Origin of the sequence: Cytobacillus massiliigabonensis, assembly GCF_900199725.1 — a bacterium.
GTDB classification, from domain to species: domain Bacteria; phylum Bacillota; class Bacilli; order Bacillales; family Cytobacillaceae; genus Cytobacillus; species Cytobacillus massiliigabonensis.
On sequence record NZ_LT904904.1, the window covers coordinates 2065575 to 2085564 of the forward strand.

A 19990-nucleotide genomic window follows, 5' to 3' on the forward strand; every position below is an offset into this window, starting at 1 on the left:
CGTTGATATGATCATAGACAAAAGAAAAATAGTCTATCAAAATACCCTCGTTGTATCTTCCCAGCTCCCGAAGAAGATAACACGTAATAAATATGGCAGGTCTCCTGACTCGTGCTTTAGCCTACTTTAAGTCCTTCCCATCCTAATGGACAGTGGTTTACTTATTTCGTCAGCACTTACAGTTGCGGGAACAGCTCTGGATTTACACCAGATTCCCTATTAAGTCTTTACAGACACCATATTTACAGGTTTATCACTGTATATTGTAGTATCGTTAAGAATCCAATACTATATTTTGTACTTTTATGATTATAAGCTAAACAGTAAATTTAAACAACCCTTTTAGCCATTTGCATAAATAAGAGGGGAAGTTAATGATCAGTGCAGATTTTTATCAATATACTTCCCGTAGTCAGGAACAGCAATTTTATCAAAGTCACGAACTAACTTTTCTAGACTTTCCAATAATAATTCACCACTCATTGGTAAACCATGGCCAGTCACTGCAACTGTTGGTTTTAAAGCTGCTAGTTTAATGACGGATTCTTTAGAGGTTTTCCAGTCCGTTGTAAGATATCTTGGTGGGCCATTTAATTCTTGTTCTTGTGTTAATACTTTATAAAGTGAATCTTGTTTAACCGTAACAAATGCATCACCTGTAATCAAGGCTCTGTCTTTTTCTCTAAATAATGAAATATGCCCAGGTGAATGTCCGGGTGTATGAATCCAGCGAAAACCAGGCATTGACGGGACAGAGCCATCAGAAGGCAATTTTTCTATATTTCTTCCTAAATCTATTGGCTCAATTGGAAACATTGGTGACATTTTTGCTACCATTCCTCCCTCAACAGTTGGATCTGGCTCGGGATAACTCATTTGTCCAGTTAGAAAGGGCAGTTCTAATTCATGTGCATAAACAGGCACCTCCCAATGCTCAATCAATTCAATAATGGAACCAACATGATCAAAATGACCGTGTGTTAAGATAAGGGCTTTAGGGCGACTATTTGTACCGAAATGCTTTTCAGTTACTTCGATGATTTCATTTGCAGAATTAGGCATTCCGGCATCAACTAAAACAAAATCATTTGTTTGTGGGTCTCCGACTAAATTAATATTTACAATTTGAATTGTGTGACATAATAAATCAGGCAGTACTTGAATACTGATCCCGCTTCCGATGGAAGTAGCGGGAATGAACTTATAATCACTTCCATAATTCATTTCATTATCCAATGGCTGTATCCTCCTTTAGATTCCTTACATTCATTTGTGATATCTGTTATTTAGTATTTAAGCGAAAAGTTTTTTTATTCATTCTATTGTATATAAACTGGTCTCTTGAAAAAAAATTTATTACTTTAATGATATATATCGAAAAACGCTAAACAAAGCCGATAATATTAAAAAGTAATTATTATTCTAGCGGGGGAACAAAATGAATGCCATTGAGCAATTAAAATTAATCGATTTGAAAAGTAAAAACAAACTAATGCTAACTGTTTATTTAATATCTACGATTATCGGACTAGTGGGGGTTTTGGCATTAGATCCAACTTCAATAACAAGCATCCTTTATATTATTCAATTAATTGTTTATCCAATTGCTTTTTTTGTTACAAATAAGAATAAAAAAGAGTTTATCTTTCCTTATATTATAGTTATTGGAATGAACGTATGTACGCTTATTTCTACTTATGTGATAGGAGGCAGTTTATCTGGCATTATCAGTGTTTTCTTTTTTACTATCTTTTCTGCTGTACAATTTAAAAAGGGGCTTTTTGGATGGGGTTTCGGTTTTGGTTTAATTATTCTTGTTTATAATTGCTTATTCCCTTCTGAATCCTATGCCTATATTAAAGAAGAATTTGCAGCATTTATGATGGTTTATTTGTTATCAAGTGTACTATTAGTAGTATTGATTCATTTAAATGATAAGCAATATAAAAAGCTTCAAGAATATATGGATCAAGAAGAAGCAAACTCAAGGGCGAAGGAAGAACAAAAAGTGAAGCTTGAACAAGAGCTGTTTACTATTGCAGAAAGTTTAAGCAAGGTTAATGAAAAAATTCAATTCAGTGTCGCTTCGCAGGATGAAATGAGAATTGCTATTAGTGAAGTTTCTGCAGGAAGCCAAATCCAAAGTGAGCAAATCTCTGGTATTGCCAATAATGCGCATAATAATTTAATCGTTTTGAATGAAATGAATCAGTCAACTAGGGAACTTATTGAAGAATCTGTTCAATCTAGTATTGCTGCGGAAGAAGGTCAAGCGAAGGCGAAGCATCTAATAAATGAGATGGATAATTTACAAACTGTTATTAGCGAGCTTAATGAAAATTTTATAACATTAACTCAGAAAATTGAAGAAACCAATCAGTTTGCCCATCAAATTCAGCAGATTACAGAGCAAACGAATTTACTGGCATTAAACGCTTCAATTGAAGCTGCCAGAGCAGGTGAAGCAGGAAAAGGATTCTCAGTTGTAGCTGAAGAAATAAGAAATTTAGCTGATACAACGAAAGAGATAACAATCAAAATTACTGAGAATCTCATAGCAGTTAACAAAACAAATGAATTGGCACAAGGAAATATGCAGGCAAGCAGTGTGAATTTGAACCAAAGTGTTGAGTCCTCTAAAGAAGTGGACGAGAAGTTTTCAGAACTTAATTTGATGCTGAAAAAAGTTAACAAAAAATTTCAGGAATTTGAGGCTCTTTCTAAAGAGGTAGGAAGGAATAGTGAAAGCGTAGAATCATCAACAAATGATTTTGCGGCAATTATTGAGGAAGCAACTGCTAGCATGCAGCAAGTAAGTGCATCAATTGAAACAATAACTGCAGATAATCGATTAATTGCAGAATATATCCAACAAACAGCAGAGAGTGCAGAAAATATTAAGAAATCCTTTAATTAGGGAAGTACTACTGAGTGAGAAGAGTGAAATTGGTAAGTAGCCAATTTTGCTCTTTTTTTTGCAGTAGCATGTATGTGTCGGAAAAATGTTGGAATATTGCGGTAAATAGGCGGCTGTCCCATTTATAATGGGGAAAGAGAGAGTTTGAAAAAGTAAAAAAATGAGAAGGAGAAATTCAAATGAGGGATAGCAGCTATAATGATCGTGTTCTCTATGTAATCCTATTATCTATGAAACATGGGGAAAAACTATCGGAACCAATTATACGTGAACATGTGTCATTCTTAAGGAATCTTGAGGAAAAAGGTCAGTTAGTTTTATGCGGACCATTTCTTGACTATAAAGGAGGAATGGTAATTATTAAAGCAGAATCTATGGATGAAGCAAGGAGAGTTGCTGAATCAGATCCGTTTGTTAGCTCTGGATTAGAAAGCTATGAAATAAGGAGATTGGAGGTTTCAAATGAGGATAACAATCATCTTGGCATGGGATAATTAAACCTTACTAACTCTTTTATATTTTTGTACACATGCACGATCCAATTTGGATGGTGCTTGTTTTTAATATAGCCTGTAATTCTGAACTTTTTGTGAATCTATTAAGTACTATTCTATATTAATTAGTTTTTCGAAATCGAATTATTTGATTGCCAAATAAAATTAGGGATATAGTAATAGTGGTACTTTTTTTTATTGTAGTGGAAGATTGAATAAGGAATGTGAAATGTTATGAGTGTATTTTCTAAATTATTTTCAAAACAAAAAAAAATACAAATTGATTTTTGTGAAAAAAATCTGGATCGCTTTCTAACTGATGAAGCAAGTCCTAATTATCATCAATTCCTGAATCAGAATCATATTCAATTTAAAGAATATAGCTGTCAAAGCAAATGTGAGTTTTGTAAGAAATCCCCTTATGCAATTGTAAATGGTGAATTCATTGCAGCGGAGAATTCAAATGAATTATTGGAAAAGTTAAAACAAATGGCTAGTGATAGCTGCAAGGAGTGAGTAAGGGATGCCGAAAGCTTTTGTCCACTATACTTTTTTCTTTTTCACTCTAACTGCATTGTCTGGAGTATGGATGCGATTTGCTCCCTTTCAACCAAATGCATCAATACCATATACCAACGTATTACATGGACATTCTCATTTAGCTATATTAGGATGGGCATTTTTGGGTGGATTTATTATTTTCTTATCAGTATATTGGCATACGATTAAGCAGCGAAAGCAGGCAATCGCACTGACTTTTATGTTATTTATTACATCTTTATTGATGTTTGCAGCTTTCTTATACCAGGGATATGGTGTCTTCTCAATCATTATGTCTAGTATTCATATTTTTTTAGAATATTGGGCAGCGGTGTTTATTATGCGGCAACTTAAGATGGAGAATAATGTGCCAAAGCCGGGGCAGCTTTTTATTAAAGCCTCTATATTGGCATTGGTTATTTCATCATTCGGTCCTTTTTCACTTGGGTATATTTCTGCAAATGGGATGAAGGATTCAATTTTATTTGATATTGCGATTTATTTTTATTTGCATTTTCAATACAATGGCTGGCTATACTTATTCTTAGTCGGTATGTTTATTATTCTTGTTCATTCGAAAAATATTTTAATTCGCAGCTCTTTTATTAGGTACGGATTTTGGTTCTATATTATATCCCTATTCCCAAGTTATTTTTCTAGTATTTTATGGGTGGATTTAGGTGTACTCAGTATGATCCTTGCAGCTATTGGGAGTATTGGACAATGGATTGGAGTCATCTTTACCCTGCTTGCCTTTAAAGCAATTTGGAGAGAACTTGCCCGTCATTTTTCGAAATTTACTATGATTTGTCTTTACATAACATTTATCTTATTGTTTTTTAAAAGTACAATGGAGTTAGGATTAATTTCGCCTGCGTTAGCAAATTTAATCTATGATACGAGAAGTATAGTAATTGGTTATTTACATTTTACATTATTAGGCTTTGTTAGTATTTTTATAATTACCCAATACCAGATGATGAATGTAATTACCTCTAAATGGTTATCCATTCTTGGGTTTTCAATATTTTTTGCAGGATTCCTTCTAAATAAATTTCTGCTGTTTGGTCAAGGACTGCTTCAATGGTTTGATTTCCCTAGATTAGCATTTGATACAGGAGGACTGTTAATAGCAAGTATTTTACTATTAACGGGGATTCTCATTCTTTGGCTTTCTTTTTTTCAGAATAATAATAAACGCTTAGTAAATCATTAGTTGAATATTAGAAAAAATAAGCCCGTTCGCAATGAATAGAAGCGAACGGGTTTTTGCTGTTCAATAGAGCTGGAATACTCTCTTAAATGAAGGATAAAGTAAATAACCAATTAAAATTCCAAACACATTTAGAATAAGATCATCAATATCTAAACTGCCGCGATGGGTGATAAATTGCAGAATTTCTATAAATGAAATGAATAGAATAGGAATCAATAAGAGCTTGAGGACAGAGTAGTTTTTCGTAAGCAGCAAGATGCCATAAGGGATAAACAATCCAATATTTGCTGCCAAATTATAAAAAGAGACAATCCATTCCACGTTCCCAGTAAGATAATAATGGATAGTGGAAAAGGGAATAAGATTAATCGATTCATAGGTTTGATTATTTGGCCGGAAAAATAATAATACCAATAGAGCAATTGTATACAAAATATAGATCCATAAGAAAAGTGAATGACGGATATAGATAGTCTTCTTATAGATGAGCAGAAGAATAAATAGTATAAATATAAAATGACAGAAAACTACCACAATCAATACAATCGAATGGAGGTAGGAAACTAATTGAATGAAAAATGGGCAAAATAAAAGAAAAAGGATGAAGGATAATACTAATGAGAGAAAAATTAATTTTTTCATTCATACACTCCCTAGAATATGGAAAACCTTGAACTATAGTTTATTTTGAATAACTGTATGTATAATGATGTGCTAGAAAATGAAAACCTGTCAAAACACTTTCAATACAAAGGTGTTTTGACAGGTATAACAATTTTAATACATTACAATAACTATATCTTTCTAAAAAATAACTTTAATAATGGATGCATTTTCCTATCAATAATTTTTAACTCATTCAATAATAGATCGTCCTGATGCTCGGCTAACCATTTTTTTAGTTCATGTTTGTCCTGACAATGGGTTAAATAAGTTTGTCCGCCTTTTCCGACAGCATTAACAATAAATCTACAAGAGGATTTCCTCATGTTTTCCCGCCTTTTGTAAAATATAAAATACCGCCAATTCTATGAAGATAAAAATTTTTTAATCTATAGGTGTTAGCTGATATCTAAACTTTTCTCTAAGTCTTTATCCATGATAAACACTTCGATTCTTTCTCCAGTTTTCGTACTAATATCGCTATGAGAGGAGAGAACCTTGCAGCCAGTGTGCTCTTCTATGATACTTTCATAATCTTCACTGTACATTTCACGGAGAAGAGACCGCATTTGTTTCACGAGTTTTTTTCCAGAAGTATTGTTGACAAGATGTTTTTCTTCAACAGTAAGAACCCCTTTAAAACGGATAATTAGCATATCATTGATAATATAAGTTTTAGCTTCCTGTGGTCCTCTGCCGATTAGATTACGCTGGAATTTAATAAATGCTGCACTTATTTCAGCTTCTAATTTCTTTTTTGAATTTAGCATAATGCCTCCATTGGTCTTCTGGATTTCATGGAATTTATCATAATGTCCTTGCTTCGTTCTTGTCAAGATAAAATTAAGTTGATTACATTTTCGGATAATAAAGGAATAATTAGCTAGGTTGGTTTGTACAGTACTATCAACTGAAATTAATCCAATGAATAAATAGGACACTTCTTTAACAAAAAAGGGGGTTTACAAAGATTTGCAGCTAGCGTAGAATACTTCCATAAATATAAATTTTATATCGGCCAAATCTCAATTTTGAGAACGGAGGACCCATTTTTCGGGGGTTAATTCTGCAAGCAGAAGGGATGAGAAACTCTTTCGCCATCCTACCCGTCAGCTAACTTCGTCGGCTAAAGCGAAGGAGGTCATAAGACCACCTTAATTAAGGGGGCTTTTTTGTTTTGTTTGAAAGCAAGAGAGCAGCCTGAAAGATACGTAGGTCTTTTTAGTATGCCTATGATGAACAAATGCGAATAGCGCCTTGATCACCCTCGACAAGTACAAGGCAAGCATCTTGGAAAGGTGTTCATTACCTTACTGGGAGGATTGATTTGTGACCTCGAGGGGATAGGCGCTGGAGCCGAAAGCAGATCAACTTGTCACAAAGTTATCCGCAACAACATCGGATTGCATAATTTTTAGGACAATAATAAAGTTTCTTGGAAGACAGAACGCAAAGAGAGTCTTAAGACTTGCTGGGCGTTAAGTAGACCATGATTACTTTCTCTTAATAAAAATATTGTTTTGCATGATTTATCAAGTACCAGTCATGAGCGTGTTTTTTGGCGTTAATGGCTAAGATGAATTTTGCAAGCTATATTTCGGAGAAAAGTTCTCATGGTCTTTTTGTGTTCTTTTATTATATTAATCTAGGTCAGATTAGTCAGGAGATAACAATGAAAAAGCATCCATTCAAACTTGATCCTCCAAAATTTCTTGTTTTGGGCTTTGCTGTAGTCATTCTAATAGGCACGATACTATTGACACTCCCTATTGCAACAGAAAATGGGAAGGGTCTATCCTTCATAAACGCTCTATTTACCGCCACTTCAGCAACTTGTGTAACAGGGCTTGTAGTTGTAGATACGGGTGATACCTTTACAATGTTTGGCGAATTGGTGATACTATCTCTTATTCAAATTGGCGGCTTAGGATTTATGTCATTTGCCACTTTTTTATTTCTTCTTCTTGGAAAAAGGATTTCTTTGAAAGATAGATTACTTTTGAAAGAAGCTGTAAACCACCTTTCCATTGCAGGTGTTGTAAGGTTAGTGAAGAGAATTTTGATTTTTACAGCTGTTATTGAGATAGCCGGTGGAATCATTCTGTCCATTCGTTTTTCTTTTGATATGCCTATGGGAAAAGCGATATATTATGGTTTCTTTCATGCGATATCCAATTTTAATAATGCTGGCTTTGATTTAATGGGTAACTTTCAGAGTTTAACTTCTTATGTAGGCGATCCGACAGTTGTCCTAACAATTAGTGCACTGATTACACTTGGTGGATTAGGGTTCATTGTAATGAATGATTTGTATGAATATAGGGAGACACGCCGATTAGCCTTACATTCAAAGGTTGTTATTTATACAACATTGATGCTAACGATTGGAGCAGCTATTTTTATTTTTCTATTTGAATTTGGAAATGTTAAAACAATAGAACCGCTGTCTATTCAAGGAAAGGTATTGGGATCTTTGTTTCAGGCGGTAACACCAAGAACAGCTGGCGCTAATACGTTGCCGATAGGGGATTTAACCCATTCGACTTTATTTCTGACAATCATCCTGATGTTTATTGGTGCCGGTTCAGGTTCAACCGCTGGGGGGATAAAAATAACAACTTTAGCAGTCTTAGCTGCTGCGGTTTGGACTCAAATCAGAGGAAAAGAAGATGTTGTATTATTCAGAAGGAAAATTGTAATGGAGACAATACTAAAGGCACTTACTGTTACCGTAATTGGATTATTTATTGTCGTTGTTGTGACCATGATCCTATCCATAACAGATAGGGGACATCATTTTATCATGTATCTCTTTGAAGCTACTTCAGCGTTTGGAACGGTTGGACTGTCAATGGGATTAACTCCTGAACTATCTTTGATGGGGAGAATCATAATTATTCTAACTATGTTTGCCGGAAGAGTGGGTCCGCTGACCATTGCCCTTGCAATAACTATGAGACGAAAACGAGACGCATTTCATTATCCAGAGGGGAAAATAATGATAGGGTAATTTGCTGGGAATATGGAATAAAACTAATTGTCTAAGTGGATATTATGGAGAAAACAAACCTGTTCACATTTATTCGTTTCCATATGGGAACTATGTATTTTTAGTGGGAAAGGAGACTTCAATGAAGATTCGTTTTGGGTATGTGGCAAACGCCTTAGGTTTATGGGATGCGAGTCCTTCTAAGTCATTAACATTTACCCGCTATTCAGTACTTCCTAAAAATGAACGGATGGATAGGTTAAGAGAAGTAACTTCACATAATCTACACCATACAAAGAGAATACTTTATTATAACTTTGCACATGAAATAAAATTGTATCGGTTCTCAAGTTCCCTTGTTCCATTAGCCACTCATCCAGAAGTAATGTGGGACTTTATTACACCGTTTAAAGCAGAATGGGAAGAACTCGGACATATTGTAAAAAGTCAAAAGTTGCGACCAAGCTTTCATCCGAACCAATTTACACTATTTACAAGTCCACGGCAAGAAGTAACTGTGAATTCAATTAAAGATATGCGATATCATTATATGATGCTCGAAGCCATGGGAATTACCGATCATGCGATCATTAATATTCATATTGGCGGAGCATATGGGGATAAAGAAACGGCATTAGGACGGTTCCATCAAAATATAAAAAACCTGCCTGCACATATTAAGAAAGTAACAACACTAGAAAATGATGATAAGACATTTAATGTGGAGGAAACACTCCAAACATGTGAAAAAGAAAGGATGCCAATGATTCTTGATTATCATCATTACATGGCTAATAAAGGAGAACATGACCTTACACAGTACTTGCAGCGAATTTTTGATACATGGGACGCTTCAGGGCTTATACCAAAGTTCATCTTTCATCTCCAAAGACAGAGAAGGCTTATCGATCTCATGCAGATTTTGTCTCATTAGATTTTGTCTTGCCTTTTTTGAAAATGGCAAGGGAAGTTAATACTGATCTTGATATTATGATAGAGGCAAAACAAAAAAATATTGCCATGCAAAGGCTTGTAGAAGAAATTGTCTCTATACGTGGAGTTAAACGATTAACAAGTTCTACTATAGAATGGTAAACAGGACAAAGGGACAGTATGAACTGTCCCTTTGTATGTAAGAAATTACAACTTCTTTTTTAATGATTGTAATCGATTATCACGAGACTAAGATTGAAGACAATACTTCTGAATTTCTATTACAATATCCCCCTGAGTCATAAATATATGCATTTTGGCAATAATATTTTTAAGAAAGTATTATTTGGAGGGAATCCATTTATGACTGTCCATCTTCCCCAATTGACTTCTTCTGAAATTGCTTGTATTTGGACTGCTTACATGAATGATAGTATGTCTAAATGCGTGATGGGTTATTTTCTTAATGTTGTAGATGATGAGGATATTCGTCCTATTATACAATCAGCGTATAATCTCTCATCTGCTCATTTAGAGAAGTTGAACATACTATATAAGGAGGAAGACCTACCACTGCCAACTGGGTTTACTGACAGCGATGTAAATTTACATGCGCCACGCTTATATACGGACCCTTTTATGCTTTCATACATAGCTCATATGGCAAAGGTTGGTTTGCTTGCGTATGGTGGGTTTGTTTCAATGTGCGCCAGAAAAGATTTAAAAACATATTTCATGGAAGGGCTTCGAGAAATATCTGATTTATTTGACAATAGTACGGATGTTTTACTATCTAAAGGGTTGTTTATAAGAGCACCCTATATTCCTTATCCGACTAAAACTGATTATGTAGACAGTAAGAAATATTTAAGTGGGTACTCTATTTTCAGTAAACAACGGTCATTGAATGCGGTTGAAATTGCGCATTTATATATGAATGGGTTAACGAATCAAATCGGAAGTAAGCTTTCTCTTAGTTTTGCGCAAACTTCTGCGAATAAAACGATTCAAAAATGGATGTTAAGGGGAAGAGATATTTCACAAAAGCACATGAAAATATTTGCTGATGCTCTGATAAGTAATGATATACAAGCACCTGTTTCTGCAGATGTGTCTATTACAGATTCAACAATCCCCCCTTTTTCAGATAAGCTTGTAATGTATCATATGGCATTATTGAGTGCTGCAGGAACGGGGAATTATGCAACTTCAGCTGCAGCAAGCCAACGAACGGATTTAATATTGAATTATGAGAGATTATCTCTTGAAGTTGCTTTATATGCAAAGGATGGTGCAGATATTATGATAAAAAATAAATGGATGGAACAGCCTCCTGAGACATTGGATAAAGAAAAACTCACAAAGAATAAAGAAAAATATAAGTAGTTTTTAACGAAGGACGTGGAAAATGACGATTGTAAGGCTAGGCTATGTGGCAATGAGCATGGAAGTAAAGAATGCATCACCGTCGAAAACAATGACCTTTGCTCAATTTCAAAAAATAGAAGATCGTACAGCAGCTATTCGTAAATTAGAAAGACTATCAATAGCAAACCTTGAAAATACATTGAGGCTGCTCAAACATAATGCAGCATCTGCTATTCACTTTTACCGCTTAACCTCTCGGCTGATTCCGTTGGCTAACCATGAGGAATTGCATGACTGGAATTACATGAAGCCGCTTAAAGGGATATTAAAGGAAATTGGGGATTATTCTAAGAATCATCAGATGAGAATTGATTTTCACCCAGATCATTTTGTTATACTTAATTCTCCTAAAGAGGAGGTTTTAAAAAATTCAATAAAAACATTAAAGATGCACTATCTATTATTGAAAGGCATGGGCATCGATCCAGCTCATCGCTGTGTCATGCATGTAGGCGGAAATTATAAAGAGACTGACCGATCCTTAGAGCGATTCATAGAAAATTGGATGGATGTCCCAGAAACATTACAACAAATGATCATGCTTGAAAATGATGATACAAGCTTCAACCTCGATGATACCCTGTACTTATGTGAAAAGTTAGGGATTCCTCTTGTTTTTGACTATCATCACCATCTAGCTTTTAACCAAAATCCAAGTTGGGAGGAAAATTGGGAGCGAGTCGCGGACACTTGGAAATACTCGCTACTTCCACTGAAAATGCATATCTCAAGCCCTAAATCTGCAGAATCCTTTCGTCATCATGCTGATTATATTGACATATCTATGTTCTTTGACTTTTTGAAAGCAGTGAATAGGTCGGTTCCGCAAATTGATTGTATGATTGAAGCGAAAATGAAAGATCAAGCACTTTTTCGATTAATGGATGAAATAAAACAAAGGAAAGATATCGAGATTATTGATCAATCAAGTTTTAAGTTAGTATAAAAAATGCCTAGAGTATTATATTAGTGCTGAGGAGTAATATAATGGACATTTTTATTTATACTTTTATTACAATTTCATACGTTGGAATCCTCTGTTGGGGATTTTTTCTTGTGAAAAAAAGCACTTCGTTTTCCATCTCCAATGTTCTTTTAATCGTAATAGCTGCCTTAATTTATGATAATGCAATAGTTGCAATAGGCGGATTCATAGGTGAAGGGAAGATACTTAAAGGATTAAACTATGCTAGGTATTGGCTGCATGCCATCTTTACACCTTTATTAGTTCTTTTTGCATGGAACGTTGCAGTAAAAACTGGAATTAAATGGTTTCCTAAACGATGGGTAAGAATTGGAGCATATATCCTTGTCGTTATCCTTATTTTTCTAGAGGTAACAACAGTCGTTTCAAAACTCGAACTTATCTCAAAATGGAAATATGGTGTACTAATATATGAAAATGTCCATGAGTCTAGTATTTTCCCCCTAATGGTGATTGTTGTTTCACTCCTTTTACTAGTTGTTTCAATTATAATTTGGCGAAAGTTGAAGTGGAGATGGTTTTTTATCGGAACGATTATTATGATAATTGGCAGTATTATTCCAATGCCCATTAAAAGTGAGGCACTAACAAATGGATTTGAACTCATATTAATAATTACTCTAATGTCAACATGGAGATTTCAGGAAAGTAATGCATAGTTAATAATAAATAATTGATAGGGACGGGGACTTTTCCCTGTCCCTTGACTCTTTACAGAATCAGTTTTTGTGACGGTTCTCCATGAATGTTTAAAAGCCGAATCACTTCTGGCTGTATTTGAAGTAATACATAATTGGGATCTTCAGGTCCATTAAACCAGGTAGAAAAAGAGTCATTCCATAAGTTTGTTTTGGCTTCTGGGCTGTCTTTTATCATCGCTTTTCCAGAAATTTCAACATAAGCATCTTCAATTCCTTTGCCTTCATATCCAAGGAGAATAGAAACTGAAGGGTTTTTCTTCATTTCTTCTATTTTTTCAGTATCCTTTTTTGTAGGTGTAAATAGGGTCAAATCATCATTATAAAATGTCATATATCTTGAATGAGGTTTATTATTTTCAACTGATGAAAGAACCCCAGTCCGTTGGTTAGAAATAATCTTAACAATATGATCCTTTAAATCTTCTTGGTTCATGCATCCTACTCCTTTATTGCTTCCCTTGGTTCAAATTCAGGCATTTTTTCCGTATACATGCCGAGTCCTTCTTTGTATTTAATAAGTGCAGATTCAGTAGAGCTTCCAGTCTCAAATGTCATTATGTAATCAACTACAATTTCATATTTAGGTGTATCCAAAGTTATTATGAGCTGATTAATGAACTTTAAACAAAAAAGTTCATAACACTTACCATAAAAAAGATAACATAAACGTAGGAACTAAAGGCAAAATTGTATAGAGAGATACTGGGACAAAGCGACAGGAAACTTGTCCCTTAAAGTGAGGTGAGAGAATGAATAATTTTCAAGCAGGCGATGTTGTATATGTTTTCTACCGAAATCCGCATACACAGGATGTGGCAAATATTCAAGCAGCAGCTGTAGTAAATAACCCTGAAAACCATAACGAATTGGCTTTGTTTTTATATGAGACTTATTATCCTTTATCAAATGAAATGGCTGTTTATTCCACAGTAGAAGAGGCAAATGCTGCTTATAATTACTATTACGGAGATATGTTTGAAGGGGAGTTAGAATGAATAAACCGTTTACGCCTAGACTCGTATATTTTGAGCCACAAAGCTTAGATTATCCGTTAGGAAAAGAACTGCTGGAAAAATTTGAAAAGATGGATGTGGAAATAAGGTATACTACTTCTCACAACCAAGTAAGGAACCTCCCGGGGGAGAATGATCTACAAAGATACCGGGTGGCAAAGTCGACGCTTGTCGTTGGCATTCGAAAAACATTAAAATTTGATACGTCCAAACCATCAGCAGAATATGCCATTCCATTTGCAACAGGGTGCATGGGACATTGCCACTATTGTTATTTACAAACAACGATGGGGAGTAAACCATACATCCGGACTTACGTAAATGTGGATGAAATTCTAGAAGCCGCCGATAAATATATGGAAAAGCGGGCACCAGAGCTAACAAGATTTGAAGCGTCCTGTACATCTGACATTGTAGGAATAGACCACTTAACCCATTCCTTAAAAAGGGCGATTGAGCATTTTGGAAAATCGGAACTTGGAAAGCTGCGGTTTGTCACAAAGTTTCATCATGTTGATCATCTGCTTGATGCCAAACATAATGGAAGGACAAGGTTTCGTTTTAGTGTCAATGCAGATTACGTCATTAAGAACTTTGAGCCGGGGACTTCTCCACTAGAAAAAAGAATTGAGGCCGCAGGGAAAGTTGCAAGAGCGGGATATCCCCTTGGCTTTATCGTTGCCCCCATTTATCTGCATGTAGGCTGGGAGGAAGGTTACTACCATATGTTTGAACGATTGGAAAAGGAACTGCCAGGAGAAGCGAAAGAAGATTTAACCTTTGAGTTTATTCAGCATCGTTTTACAAAACCAGCGAAAAGAGTCATTGAAAAGAATTATCCAATGACAAAATTAGAGTTAGATGAAGAAAAGCGACGGTACAAATGGGGAAAATACGGGATTGGAAAATATATTTATCAAAAAGAGGAAGAAGAGGATTTGAAAAGTCATCTATTTGAATATATGAAAAAGTTCTTTCCGAACGCAAAGCTGGAATACTTCACTTGATCAAAAAGCAAGACTGGATTCGATTTCTTTATTAAAAAAAAATATAAAAAATGTTAAGAATCAAATATAGCAATGGGATGGTGACGATACATAGCATTGTAGTGATTAATACACCTAACGAAGCAAATAAAGTGTCTGCCCCATATTTCTGTGAGAAGAGTGTGATCGTTGGAGCAGCAGGCATTCCAGAAACGAGAATAGCAGTAATCAGCAATGAATCCGGGACAGATATAATGGCAAACGGGAGTAATAAAAAGGGAATGAATAACAGTCTAGCTATTGCCATTTTCCATAAGTATCTATTTTTGATCAATAGAAAAAGATCTTTATCCTTTACTTTGGCGACAAGACTGCCAATAAGCATCATGGAGAGAGGAATTGTCATTTTACCCACGCTTTCCAATCCACTAGAAACCATTGCAGGCAAATTGGCTGGAAGGAGAAAAAGAATAAGTCCGGCGAATGTAGAAAGAATTCCAGGATTCATAAAAATTTGTTTCCAGCTGATTGCATCCTTACTATTACTAAATAGGAATATTCCGTACGTCCATATGAGTATTAAATAACATAAGTTAAAGATTGTTAAATAAATAATTCCTTGCTCTCCAAAAAGAATGAAACTAACAGCATACCCAATAAACCCTTGATTCCCAAAAATGATCAAACCTTCATATACATTTTTTTGTTTCTTTTCAAGTTCCGCACGCTTTTTCATCCACCTTGCTAAAAAGCAAGAAAGGACAAGGATATACATAGACATAGAAATGAGCCATAGAAAATCTTTTATCGTATCGAAGGAAAATGAAATATCTAACGAGAATAAAATGAGGGCAGGTAATGTGATATTTAAAATCAAATGTGTCAGCACATCATTGGCGTGTTCATTTAAAATTCCTCTTTTCCTTACAAAAAACCCAAGAATGGCAATTCCATACAGTGTCAACATTTCTTGCAAAAAAGGTCCTGCAGAAGACATAGGATCCCCCCTAGGTACTATATGTACTAAATGGTTGGGGGGTTATTCATTTTCCACTTTTATTTTCAGTAATGAGTAAGTTCCCATATCTTCTAACTGTTTAACGAAGTATATTTCCCTTCTCCAAGGTGAAAATAAGATTGGTGTTACTCACCATTACCTGCAATATGGAGGGAAATAACAATGAATATACGTGAAGGCTTAATACCAACTGCATTAGGATCAGCTGTCACAGCAGCCGGATACGCAATGAAGCAACAGCGTCGTTCAAATAAAATGATTGCCAATACAGTTTTTGGCTTTGGCTTAGCACACATATTATTAGGGGTTATTGACCTAGTTGAACATCGTCGTTAAAAATTGTCGAGTACCTTTGGTACTCGACAATTTCTTTTAATAGCACAGTTTTATAATAGTTAGCAATGTAAAAACTACTTTGTATGAAATTTGTTTTTAATACAAACGATAGTAATGGATCTTATACACGAGCTAAGATTCAATTTTTATAAGTGAATTTTTTATAATCGAGCTATGAAAAGGAGATGTATGTAAATGAGAACATTACAACGTATTGCTTTAGTACTTACCATTATTGGTGCGCTTAACTGGGGGCTAATTGGATTTTTTAATTTTGATTTGGTAGCCGCCTTATTTGGAGGTCAAGACGCTTTTATGGCAAGAATCATCTATAGCCTTGTTGGACTAAGTGGAATCGCGTGTCTGCCTCTTCTGTTTAAAGAGTGGGAAGAAAAAGGTAATGTGGCTGAAATCAATCGTCAGGGATATGGAAAAGTAAATTACGGGACAGAGTTTGGAGAAGAAACAGATTTACCAGAGCTAAGAGATCGTTCATTAATAACTGATGAGGATAAAAATGATTAATAAAAATAATTTAAAAAGTCGAGTGCTTACTTACTCGACTTTTTGAACCTTTATAAGAATATTGGCTCAGTATCTAATTAATAAAGAGTCCTAAATGTTATCCTTGAGTTGCATATAAAACACCAGTCCCTATAGGAAATCTGTTATGAGCTTAAAAGTGTATCAATTGAATTCAAAATCTGGTTGATTTTTTCTTCTCCCGCCCTTTCCCACCTGCTTTTATCTCTTATGTACCCATCTTTATCTAATGGTTCCTGGAATTGAGTCAGCCCCGTCGTACCAGTCAGCAGTGAGTGTTTATCGTAATCTAAACCAATATTAACCACATGTTTAATTACATAAGGGGTACCAAATTCAATATAGGCATTCGAATGATCTAATGCCCCCTCTAAAACATTAATCGGAACCCTTAGATAAATGGTTTCACCGCCGTCACGCCATAGAACAGCATCAAATTTTCCTTGGTGATAGTCAAAATTACTGCAGAAACTGCAGCCATTTAAGTTAAATAAATCTTTTACAATCCCAAAATAAGCTCTTTTTCCTTCAATTTCAGATTGTAACTCAATCATGATTATTATCCACTCCTGTAAAAATGGTTGTTATTATTCTTAACAAAAAAAAGAATAAAATACAGGTGAGGATTTTTTTTATGGAAAAAGCTTTTTAACGTATTGAGCTCTGTCTTCGGCATATAATCCTGCCTCTATGAAAATACAAATGGTTAACTAATCAAAAAGAACAAGTACTACTGTACTTTCCTTTTAATTTCAAGATGAAAGTAAAAAGCCCTCTTTAAGGATCTTGAGGGCAAAGTGGGGATTTGGAGTTTTTGAAAAGACTACTGGTAAAGCTGATCACTTGCACCACTGGTTGGACTTTGGTATTGATTGATATATTTTTGAATTTGTTCTTGATTTTCAGGTACAACCTGGTATACTGCTCCGATTTTTGCAGTCATATTTTGATCTGCTGGTTCAAGAGGATAGTATCCCTTATTAACCATATATTGCCACATGTCATAAGCATGGGTACAGCTCATCATAAAACAAGTTTGTAAAAATGAGCGTATTTCAGGATTTGCTGCTTCCATTGCCGAATATGCATATTCTCGTCCTGCCCGTTTTAAAGTAAGTAAATAAGCAGTAGCCATTTCGCGATCATTCATGTTGTCAACCGCAGTGCGAGGCTGTACTGGTGGATATTGATTGATTGGAGATTTTGTAAAATCGGTAAGTTTCCCCACTTCTTTTAAAAGAGATAACTCTTTCTTTGCCCCTTCCATTTGATTAAGAAATTCTACTTTCATATTATAATCGCGTACATGAAAGGGGAAATGTTTTTCTAAGATGCTTTTAAATTCCTGATCCTGTACATGCTGTAGCATATAACCCATATTTGTTATTGAGTTAACACAACTCATCGTTAGTTCATGTAAATCATGAAGTTCATGTGCTGCAAGTCTCATAAATTAACCTCCTACATTGTTTCTTATTTTTATAATGGATGAGAGCGGTGTTTTTTATTCGTATAGATATTAGAATAGGATTTTTATCTCTGCTTTTGCTAGAATATAAAAAAGAATCAATTTTTTAGATATGTGAGGAAATGAACGTGAGAAAACGCTACGAAAATTTGGACCGAGTGGAGAATAACCATTCATTTAAGGCTTTATCTCAATGGAGAAAGGAACGCCGCTCTAAAGTTAAGAATTTATCGATTCAGATCCCGCAGGCAGAAAACAAAGAAGTAGAGGCACTACAACTCAATCGTGACAAGGCAAGTATAACTTGGATAGGTCATTCTACTTTTCTAATCCAGTTAGGTGGGCTAAATATATTAACGGATCCCGTCTGGGCAAAGTGGCAGGGCACTGATAAGCGCCTTACAAATCCAGGAATTCCAATCGAGGAACTGCCGGAAATTGATATGGTGTTCATATCACATGGTCATTATGATCATTTGGATTTTCGTTCTATTCGTCGTCTAAAAGGAAATCCTGCCTTTTATGTTCCACATGGATTAAAAAGACTTTTTGTAAAAAGGGGATATAACAATACGATTGAAGCTAATTGGTGGGATTCATTTGCCTTTCAAAATCTTAAAATTACCTTTGTTCCTGCTCAGCATTGGACACGGCGGAGTTTATTTGATACGAACTCTTCTCATTGGGGAGGGTGGATAATAGAAGATGCATCTACTGATCAATCCATCTATTTTGTCGGGGATACTGGATATTTCCGTGGTTTTAAGGAAATAGCGAAAAGGTTTAATTCTATTAATTATGTGCTGATGCCAGTCGGAGCGTACGAACCAGAATGGTTCATGAAGAATTCGCATATTAATCCGGAAGATGCCGTTAAAGCATTCATAGATTTAAACGCCTCTATATTCATCCCGATGCATTATGGTGCATATCGTTTAGCTGATGATACGGGACCAGAGGCGCTTGATCGATTGCACAAAGAGTGGGAACACTTAAAAATGAGCAAGGAGCAGTTGTGCGTGCTTGATATTGGAGGTACCCTATGGATTGATTCAAAATAGGTATAGATTTAAAGGGGTACAGATAATTTAAACCAAGGATGCTTGTTATATTAATAGCCGGGAGATGGAACAATGGACGCTACCTTTCATATTAAGAATGCTGTTTTTAACGTTAGAGTTGCAGGAGTCATGATTGAAAATGGACATGTGCTAATACATAAGCAAGTTAGTGAAAATCACTGGGCTTTACCAGGCGGCAGAGTAGAAATCCTGGAAAATTCTCAGTCATGTATTATAAGAGAGATGAAAGAAGAGCTTGATTTCGACGTGAAGATTAATAGACTCCTTTGGATGACAGAGAACTTTTTTGAATACAATTGCAAACATTATCATGAAATTGGATTTTATTACAATATTTCATCCGTTACTTCCCCATTCCATTTTACAACTGAAACTTTTCATGGTGAAGAAGGGAACAGGTTGATTTATAGATGGGTTCCGATTAATGAGCTGAAGCAAATCCCGTTATTTCCTGAATTTTTAAGGACATCTCTTGAAGACCTTCCCTTAACACCAAAACATCTTATTTTTGAGCAATACTCTTAGATGGATCGAGATATCGACAAAATTGCATGTGAAAATAAATGATAATAACCAGCAAGCGAAAGAGAAGAGAGAGTGATATTCCAATTGTTGGTTATCTATTATTAGGAAGCAGATTATAAAGCACAGCTTTACAAATAGATACTTAAAGAAAAC

General features: G+C 35.1%; 22 protein-coding genes, 1 pseudogene and 2 riboswitches. Of the genes and pseudogenes, 15 read left to right on the forward strand and 8 right to left on the reverse strand.

The annotated features are described in order from the left end of the window. Positions 1–77 precede the first annotated feature (77 nt). Positions 78–256: riboswitch (cobalamin riboswitch) on the reverse strand. A 122-nt stretch (positions 257–378) separates the two neighbouring features. Then, positions 379–1236: an MBL fold metallo-hydrolase gene (locus tag C1726_RS21370; RefSeq protein WP_102274993.1), complete on the reverse strand. Its 858-nt coding sequence runs from the start codon at positions 1234–1236 to the stop codon at positions 379–381. Between the two features lie 202 nt (positions 1237–1438). Between C1726_RS21370 and C1726_RS21375 the strand changes: the two genes are divergently transcribed. From C1726_RS21375 to C1726_RS21390, 4 genes are all read left to right on the forward strand, one after another. Continuing rightward, entirely contained in the window at positions 1439–2917 is a 1479-nt protein-coding gene (locus C1726_RS21375; protein WP_102274994.1) for a methyl-accepting chemotaxis protein, read from the forward strand. Between the two features lie 179 nt (positions 2918–3096). Further along, positions 3097–3411, forward strand: a complete 315-nt coding sequence (locus C1726_RS21380) for a YciI family protein (RefSeq protein WP_102274995.1) — start codon at positions 3097–3099, stop codon at positions 3409–3411. 234 nt (positions 3412–3645) lie between these two features. Further along, positions 3646–3927, forward strand: a complete 282-nt coding sequence (locus tag C1726_RS21385; protein ID WP_102274996.1) for a DUF1450 domain-containing protein — start codon at positions 3646–3648, stop codon at positions 3925–3927. Between the two features lie 7 nt (positions 3928–3934). Beyond that, the gene (locus tag C1726_RS21390; RefSeq protein WP_102274997.1) at positions 3935–5167 is read left to right on the forward strand and encodes a hypothetical protein; all 1233 of its coding nucleotides are present in this window, start codon (positions 3935–3937) and stop codon (positions 5165–5167) included. 60 nt (positions 5168–5227) lie between these two features. Here C1726_RS21390 and C1726_RS21395 read toward each other — a convergent pair whose 3' ends face one another. The 3 genes from C1726_RS21395 to C1726_RS21405 form a co-directional block, all read right to left on the reverse strand. Next, a complete protein-coding gene (locus C1726_RS21395) occupies positions 5228–5809 on the reverse strand; it encodes a VanZ family protein (RefSeq protein ID WP_102274998.1) in 582 nt (193 codons plus the stop codon). A 152-nt stretch (positions 5810–5961) separates the two neighbouring features. Continuing rightward, the gene (locus C1726_RS21400) at positions 5962–6156 is read right to left on the reverse strand and encodes a hypothetical protein (RefSeq protein WP_102274999.1); all 195 of its coding nucleotides are present in this window, start codon (positions 6154–6156) and stop codon (positions 5962–5964) included. Positions 6157–6228: 72 nt separating this feature from the next. Beyond that, positions 6229–6600 (reverse strand): DUF2294 domain-containing protein, encoded by a 372-nt coding sequence (locus C1726_RS21405; protein WP_407642054.1) that lies wholly within the window; start codon positions 6598–6600, stop codon positions 6229–6231. Between the two features lie 236 nt (positions 6601–6836). Next, positions 6837–6973: riboswitch (cyclic di-AMP (ydaO/yuaA leader) on the forward strand. 529 nt (positions 6974–7502) lie between these two features. Between C1726_RS21405 and C1726_RS21410 the strand changes: the two genes are divergently transcribed. The 5 genes and pseudogenes from C1726_RS21410 (at position 7503) to C1726_RS21430 (ending at position 12824) form a co-directional block, all read left to right on the forward strand. Continuing rightward, a complete protein-coding gene (locus C1726_RS21410) occupies positions 7503–8840 on the forward strand; it encodes a TrkH family potassium uptake protein (RefSeq protein ID WP_102275000.1) in 1338 nt (445 codons plus the stop codon). A 121-nt stretch (positions 8841–8961) separates the two neighbouring features. Further along, positions 8962–9914, forward strand: a pseudogene (uvsE, locus tag C1726_RS21415) (UV DNA damage repair endonuclease UvsE). A 201-nt stretch (positions 9915–10115) separates the two neighbouring features. Next, positions 10116–11138, forward strand: a complete 1023-nt coding sequence (locus C1726_RS21420) for a DUF3231 family protein (protein WP_102275001.1) — start codon at positions 10116–10118, stop codon at positions 11136–11138. Between the two features lie 22 nt (positions 11139–11160). After that, complete coding sequence (gene uvsE / locus C1726_RS21425; RefSeq protein ID WP_102275002.1) at positions 11161–12126, forward strand: UV DNA damage repair endonuclease UvsE; 966 nt, start codon at positions 11161–11163, stop codon at positions 12124–12126. 41 nt (positions 12127–12167) lie between these two features. Next, a complete protein-coding gene (locus C1726_RS21430; RefSeq protein ID WP_102275003.1) occupies positions 12168–12824 on the forward strand; it encodes a phospholipid phosphatase in 657 nt (218 codons plus the stop codon). A 52-nt stretch (positions 12825–12876) separates the two neighbouring features. Here the strand turns inward: C1726_RS21430 and C1726_RS21435 are convergent, their stop codons facing one another. Further along, positions 12877–13299 carry a pyridoxamine 5'-phosphate oxidase family protein gene (locus C1726_RS21435; RefSeq protein ID WP_102275004.1) on the reverse strand — a complete coding sequence of 141 codons (423 nt, stop codon included), beginning with the start codon at positions 13297–13299 and terminating at the stop codon, positions 12877–12879. 316 nt (positions 13300–13615) lie between these two features. On the opposite strand from C1726_RS21435, the gene C1726_RS21440 reads away from it, so the two are divergent. Both C1726_RS21440 and splB read left to right on the forward strand, forming a co-directional pair. Continuing rightward, the gene (locus C1726_RS21440; RefSeq protein ID WP_102275005.1) at positions 13616–13861 is read left to right on the forward strand and encodes a transcriptional regulator SplA domain-containing protein; all 246 of its coding nucleotides are present in this window, start codon (positions 13616–13618) and stop codon (positions 13859–13861) included. Further along, positions 13858–14886, forward strand: a complete 1029-nt coding sequence (gene splB, locus C1726_RS21445) for a spore photoproduct lyase (RefSeq protein WP_102275006.1) — start codon at positions 13858–13860, stop codon at positions 14884–14886. Before C1726_RS21440 ends, splB begins: the two co-directional genes overlap by 4 nt. Before the next feature lie 31 nt (positions 14887–14917). On the opposite strand, the gene C1726_RS21450 is transcribed toward splB, so the two are convergent. Next, positions 14918–15862, reverse strand: coding sequence for an AEC family transporter (locus C1726_RS21450; RefSeq protein WP_102275007.1), 945 nt, complete (start codon positions 15860–15862; stop codon positions 14918–14920). Positions 15863–16045: 183 nt separating this feature from the next. Between C1726_RS21450 and C1726_RS21455 the strand changes: the two genes are divergently transcribed. Next, positions 16046–16219 carry an asparagine synthase gene (locus C1726_RS21455; protein WP_102275008.1) on the forward strand — a complete coding sequence of 58 codons (174 nt, stop codon included), beginning with the start codon at positions 16046–16048 and terminating at the stop codon, positions 16217–16219. 195 nt (positions 16220–16414) lie between these two features. Beyond that, entirely contained in the window at positions 16415–16744 is a 330-nt protein-coding gene (locus C1726_RS21460) for a DUF378 domain-containing protein (protein WP_102275009.1), read from the forward strand. Between the two features lie 143 nt (positions 16745–16887). Here C1726_RS21460 and C1726_RS21465 read toward each other — a convergent pair whose 3' ends face one another. Further along, on the reverse strand, positions 16888–17316 hold the full coding sequence (locus C1726_RS21465) for a YugN family protein (RefSeq protein WP_102275010.1): 429 nt from the start codon (positions 17314–17316) through the stop codon (positions 16888–16890). A 269-nt stretch (positions 17317–17585) separates the two neighbouring features. Beyond that, complete coding sequence (locus C1726_RS21470; RefSeq protein WP_102275011.1) at positions 17586–18212, reverse strand: spore coat protein; 627 nt, start codon at positions 18210–18212, stop codon at positions 17586–17588. Between the two features lie 146 nt (positions 18213–18358). Here C1726_RS21470 and C1726_RS21475 point away from each other — a divergent pair, with 146 nt between their 5' ends. Together C1726_RS21475 and C1726_RS21480 are read left to right on the forward strand one after the other, a co-directional pair. Beyond that, the gene (locus tag C1726_RS21475) at positions 18359–19291 is read left to right on the forward strand and encodes an MBL fold metallo-hydrolase (protein ID WP_102275012.1); all 933 of its coding nucleotides are present in this window, start codon (positions 18359–18361) and stop codon (positions 19289–19291) included. 72 nt (positions 19292–19363) lie between these two features. Continuing rightward, complete coding sequence (locus C1726_RS21480) at positions 19364–19837, forward strand: NUDIX hydrolase (protein ID WP_102275013.1); 474 nt, start codon at positions 19364–19366, stop codon at positions 19835–19837. Positions 19838–19990 lie beyond the last annotated feature (153 nt).

Excerpts from the sequence above, each read along its gene's own strand:
- C1726_RS21390 (WP_102274997.1), top strand. The coding sequence starts at position 3,935 with ATGCCGAAAGCTTTTGTCCACTATACTTTTTTCTTTTTCACTCTAACT.
- C1726_RS21405 (WP_407642054.1), bottom strand. The coding sequence starts at position 6,600 with ATGCTAAATTCAAAAAAGAAATTAGAAGCTGAAATAAGTGCAGCATTT.
- C1726_RS21480 (WP_102275013.1), top strand. The coding sequence starts at position 19,364 with ATGGACGCTACCTTTCATATTAAGAATGCTGTTTTTAACGTTAGAGTT.
- C1726_RS21385 (WP_102274996.1), top strand. The coding sequence starts at position 3,646 with ATGAGTGTATTTTCTAAATTATTTTCAAAACAAAAAAAAATACAAATT.
- C1726_RS21375 (WP_102274994.1), top strand. The coding sequence starts at position 1,439 with ATGAATGCCATTGAGCAATTAAAATTAATCGATTTGAAAAGTAAAAAC.
- C1726_RS21440 (WP_102275005.1), top strand. The coding sequence starts at position 13,616 with ATGAATAATTTTCAAGCAGGCGATGTTGTATATGTTTTCTACCGAAAT.
- C1726_RS21380 (WP_102274995.1), top strand. The coding sequence starts at position 3,097 with ATGAGGGATAGCAGCTATAATGATCGTGTTCTCTATGTAATCCTATTA.
- C1726_RS21395 (WP_102274998.1), bottom strand. The coding sequence starts at position 5,809 with ATGAAAAAATTAATTTTTCTCTCATTAGTATTATCCTTCATCCTTTTT.
- C1726_RS21455 (WP_102275008.1), top strand. The coding sequence starts at position 16,046 with ATGAATATACGTGAAGGCTTAATACCAACTGCATTAGGATCAGCTGTC.
- C1726_RS21460 (WP_102275009.1), top strand. The coding sequence starts at position 16,415 with ATGAGAACATTACAACGTATTGCTTTAGTACTTACCATTATTGGTGCG.
- splB (WP_102275006.1), top strand. The coding sequence starts at position 13,858 with ATGAATAAACCGTTTACGCCTAGACTCGTATATTTTGAGCCACAAAGC.
- C1726_RS21430 (WP_102275003.1), top strand. The coding sequence starts at position 12,168 with ATGGACATTTTTATTTATACTTTTATTACAATTTCATACGTTGGAATC.
- C1726_RS21435 (WP_102275004.1), bottom strand. The coding sequence starts at position 13,299 with ATGAACCAAGAAGATTTAAAGGATCATATTGTTAAGATTATTTCTAAC.
- C1726_RS21450 (WP_102275007.1), bottom strand. The coding sequence starts at position 15,862 with ATGTCTTCTGCAGGACCTTTTTTGCAAGAAATGTTGACACTGTATGGA.
- C1726_RS21400 (WP_102274999.1), bottom strand. The coding sequence starts at position 6,156 with ATGAGGAAATCCTCTTGTAGATTTATTGTTAATGCTGTCGGAAAAGGC.
- C1726_RS21470 (WP_102275011.1), bottom strand. The coding sequence starts at position 18,212 with ATGAGACTTGCAGCACATGAACTTCATGATTTACATGAACTAACGATG.
- C1726_RS21465 (WP_102275010.1), bottom strand. The coding sequence starts at position 17,316 with ATGATTGAGTTACAATCTGAAATTGAAGGAAAAAGAGCTTATTTTGGG.
- uvsE (WP_102275002.1), top strand. The coding sequence starts at position 11,161 with ATGACGATTGTAAGGCTAGGCTATGTGGCAATGAGCATGGAAGTAAAG.
- C1726_RS21410 (WP_102275000.1), top strand. The coding sequence starts at position 7,503 with ATGAAAAAGCATCCATTCAAACTTGATCCTCCAAAATTTCTTGTTTTG.
- C1726_RS21420 (WP_102275001.1), top strand. The coding sequence starts at position 10,116 with ATGACTGTCCATCTTCCCCAATTGACTTCTTCTGAAATTGCTTGTATT.